The sequence below is a fragment of the Actinocrinis sp. genome, assembly GCF_035946395.1.
Classification (GTDB): Bacteria; Actinomycetota; Actinomycetes; order Streptomycetales; family Catenulisporaceae; genus Actinocrinis.
The window spans coordinates 1-3,344 of sequence record NZ_DASYZI010000162.1; the positions used below are offsets into that span (position 1 = coordinate 1).

Genomic DNA, 3,344 nt, shown 5'->3' on the forward strand with positions numbered 1-3,344 from the left:
GATCGGGCACTGGCCGACAAGGGCATCCCGCACGCCCGGCTGGATTTCGAGGCCAACCCGGATGTCACGCCGCGCCAGGTGCTCGCCTACCTGGCCTTCGAGCTCAACCGCCGGTCGCGCGGGTACGGCCGCATCGTCTTCCGGCGCTTCCTGGTGGCCGAGCGCGTCATCCGGCTGGAACTCGGGTCACCGCTGGACGGCGCCGAACGTCGCGCCGCGGTGTCGAAGGTCAAAGAGTCGCTCAAGGAATTCCGACAGATCGACAAGGTCAAGGTGCTGGTCGACGAGTTGGCCGGCGAGACCGCCAGGATGGTTCCGCCGCCGTTCCAACCGGGCGCAGCCGTGGCCGCCAGGAGTACACATCTGCTGATCGACGGGTTGGTGCGGTGGCCGCTGAGCCGCCGCGTGATTCTCGGCGAAGCAGTCAAATGGTTCGCCGGCCACTCCGGTTTGCCCGTCGACTCCTTCGACGCCCTGGTCGATCTCAACCGGCTGGCGCGCGGCAATCGGGAGGAGACGGCTACTGTCGACGGGATCGTGTGGGCGGCCTTTCTGGCCGACTTGGGCGAGGCGTTCGCCCCGGGCGTGTCGAAGTACAAACGGCCGCTGTACGCGTGCGTGCTGCTCGACAACACCGACCACAAGGCGGGTGCGGCGTTCCTGGAACGCTATGTCCAGGCTCGTATCGCCGGAGCCGAGATGCCCGGGCCCGTTCTGATCGTCGCGGCCGCCCGATCACCGCGCCGGTCCTCGATCGCGGCGCCGCAGCGCGCCGAGCGAGCCGGTCTGGCCGACTGGCATCAGCAGATCTACTCCCGGCCGGCGGTGCGGTCGGCGGAGTCCTGGTGGTACCCCATCGAGGTGCAGGGCCTGACCGAGACCGAGATCGGCCAGTTGTTCGTCCAGCAGGCACCACCGGCCCCGCCGCGTTCGCCGCGGTTCGTGTACCGGCTGACCAGCGGGCACCCCGATGCCAGTCGGCTGTTGGTCAAGGTGATCCGCGAGCGTGTGGACGGCAGGCCCGGCGACGTGCCGGACCTGCGCTGCCTGTTCGACTGGCCGTCCAGCGTGGCCGGGGCCGGGCAGCTTCCGATGGTCCTGCTGCACCGGCTGCTCGGCGAGACGGACGAGCAGTTCCGCGAACTGCTGGTGACGTGTTCGGCCGCCCGGGACCTGGCCGATGCCTCCCGGATGCTGGTGCTGTCGGCGACCGTTCCGGGCAAGCTCCTGGCAGAGCTGAACGCCGCCCACGGCTGGGCGGTGCACGAGGACCGGCGCGTGCTGCATCCGCTGGTCCGCAGGCTTCTGATCCTGATGCTCGCCGACCGGCCGGCAGCCGCCGCCGATTCCTGGGAGCAGGTGCATCAGCAGCTGTTGCAGCTCAGCATCAAGAACAAGGACCGGGTCGGGGAGATGTTCCACCTGCTGGCCCTCGGCCGGGTCGCCGAGGTCGTCGAGAAACTGCAAACGCGGTTCACCGCCGTAGATGTCCCGGCCGCCGCCTGGCTGGCCGAGTTCGAGGAGATCGTCTCCGCGCCCAACCGCCTGACCTGCGATCGGGAGCCGACCACGTGGGTCCAGGAACTCACGGCCTGGTGCGACCCGAGCTCGCTGCTCACGGCCTGCCTGGCACGGCTCACCGTCGAACGGTGGATCTCCTGCGATCCGCTCGGCGACCCGAAGGGCCGGTTACTGCGTGCGATCGCCGGAGAGTACCGGACGATCGCGCCGTTCTCCCGGACCGCTTTCAGCATGTTCATGGACGAGGCCGATCGCTTCGAGGGGATGGAGTAGACGGTGCCTGACAGCTCGTTCGCCACCAGCATCGGCGATGTGATCGGCAGGGCCAAGGCACGTCGCCGGGCGCTGGTGGCCGCAGGCGGGATCGCCGTGGTGCTGGCGCTCATCGCCGTGACCGTGTTGACGTTGCTGTACAACGACCACACCTGTGGGTTCGCCGACGACATCACCCGGGCCGGGTCCGAGTGCATCGGCATCACCGACGGTTCGTTCGCGTTCGACGACAACCTCAAGACCGTCGAACAACTGATCGCCGATGAGAACAAGTCCGTGACGCAGCAGGGCAAGCCCTTCGTCACAGTCGCCTACTACGTACCCATGACCTTGTCGAGCACGGACTCGACGAACGCGGACGTCGTGCGGCACGAGATCGAGGGCGCCTACGTCGCGCAGTGGCAGCTGAACCACAGCCTGATCGAGGGCGACCTGCCGCTGATCCGGCTGGTTCTGGCCAATCCGGGCAGCGGTGGCGCGCACTACGCCGACGTGGCACGGCGACTGGTCGGCCTGGCCGACTCCGACCAGCACCTGGACGCAGTCGCCGGGCTCGGCATCAGCACCGCGAACACCGCCGGCGCCGTCAAGATCCTGTCGCAGGCGGCCATCGCCATGATCGCCGACACGATCACCGCGACCAGCATCAACGGCGAGGCCTACCCCGGGTTCGTGCAGGTCACTCCGGACAACTCCGACGAGGTGAAGGCCGCTCTGGCTTCACTCGACGGTTCGGTCAAGACGGCGCTTCTCGTTCAGGACACGAATCCGAGCGACGAGTATGTCAAGACTCTGGGCGAAGAGTTCCGGACCGGATTCGTCAAACAACCGAGCGATCCGCACTCGGCGGCCCGCACTCTGATCGACGAGGAAACCTACAACGCCGCGCTCGCCGGCGTCGCGAACCGCTTCGCCCAGATCTCCGAGGAGGTCTGCGCCCAGAAGCCGGACGTCATCTACTTCGCCGGGCGGGGCAGCCAGCTCGCCGACTTCACCGCGGCTCTGGACCACCGGTACTGCACGACCGTGCCGGTGAAGATCCTCTCGGGGGACGACACCAGCAACCTGCTGAGTTCCCTGGCCTCGGGGACGCCGGAAGCCACCGAGATCAAGGACGCGCTGTCCGGGGGCGACGGCAAGGCCCCGATCAAAGTCCTGTACACGGCGCTGGCCTATCCGCAGGAATGGACCGGCAAGTGCGCCACGACAGACGGCAGCGGGGCCCAGGGCTTCCTCAACGCGTTCGGGAGCCGGATCCAGGACAAGCCGGGCGCGCTGGAGGACGGCCAGGCGATCATGGCCTACGACGCGGTGCTCACCGCCGGAGCCGCGATCCGCGTCCCCGAAGGCCAATCGGCAGGTCTCCCGGAACACCAGCAGGTCGTGCAGAATCTCGCCGGCCTGCACGGCGACAACGAGGTCAAGGGCGCCAGCGGGCCGATCTCCATCAACAGCCTCGACGGCAGGCCGCTGGACAAGCCAATGCCGCTGCTCGAACTGGAAGGCACCGGCACGGTGCAGTTCACGACGATCAGCTGGCCCGAAAAGGC

2 protein-coding genes are annotated in these 3,344 nt (G+C 68.1%); both read left to right on the forward strand.

Features of this window, described 5'->3' with window-relative positions:
- Positions 1 to 1,794 (forward strand): hypothetical protein (locus VGS97_RS10295; protein ID WP_326853107.1); only part of this gene is annotated, 1,794 nt, incomplete at its 5' end.
- Between the two features lie 3 nt (positions 1,795 to 1,797).
- Positions 1,798 to 3,344: hypothetical protein (locus VGS97_RS10300; protein ID WP_326853108.1), on the forward strand; the 1,547-nt coding region annotated here is incomplete at its 3' end.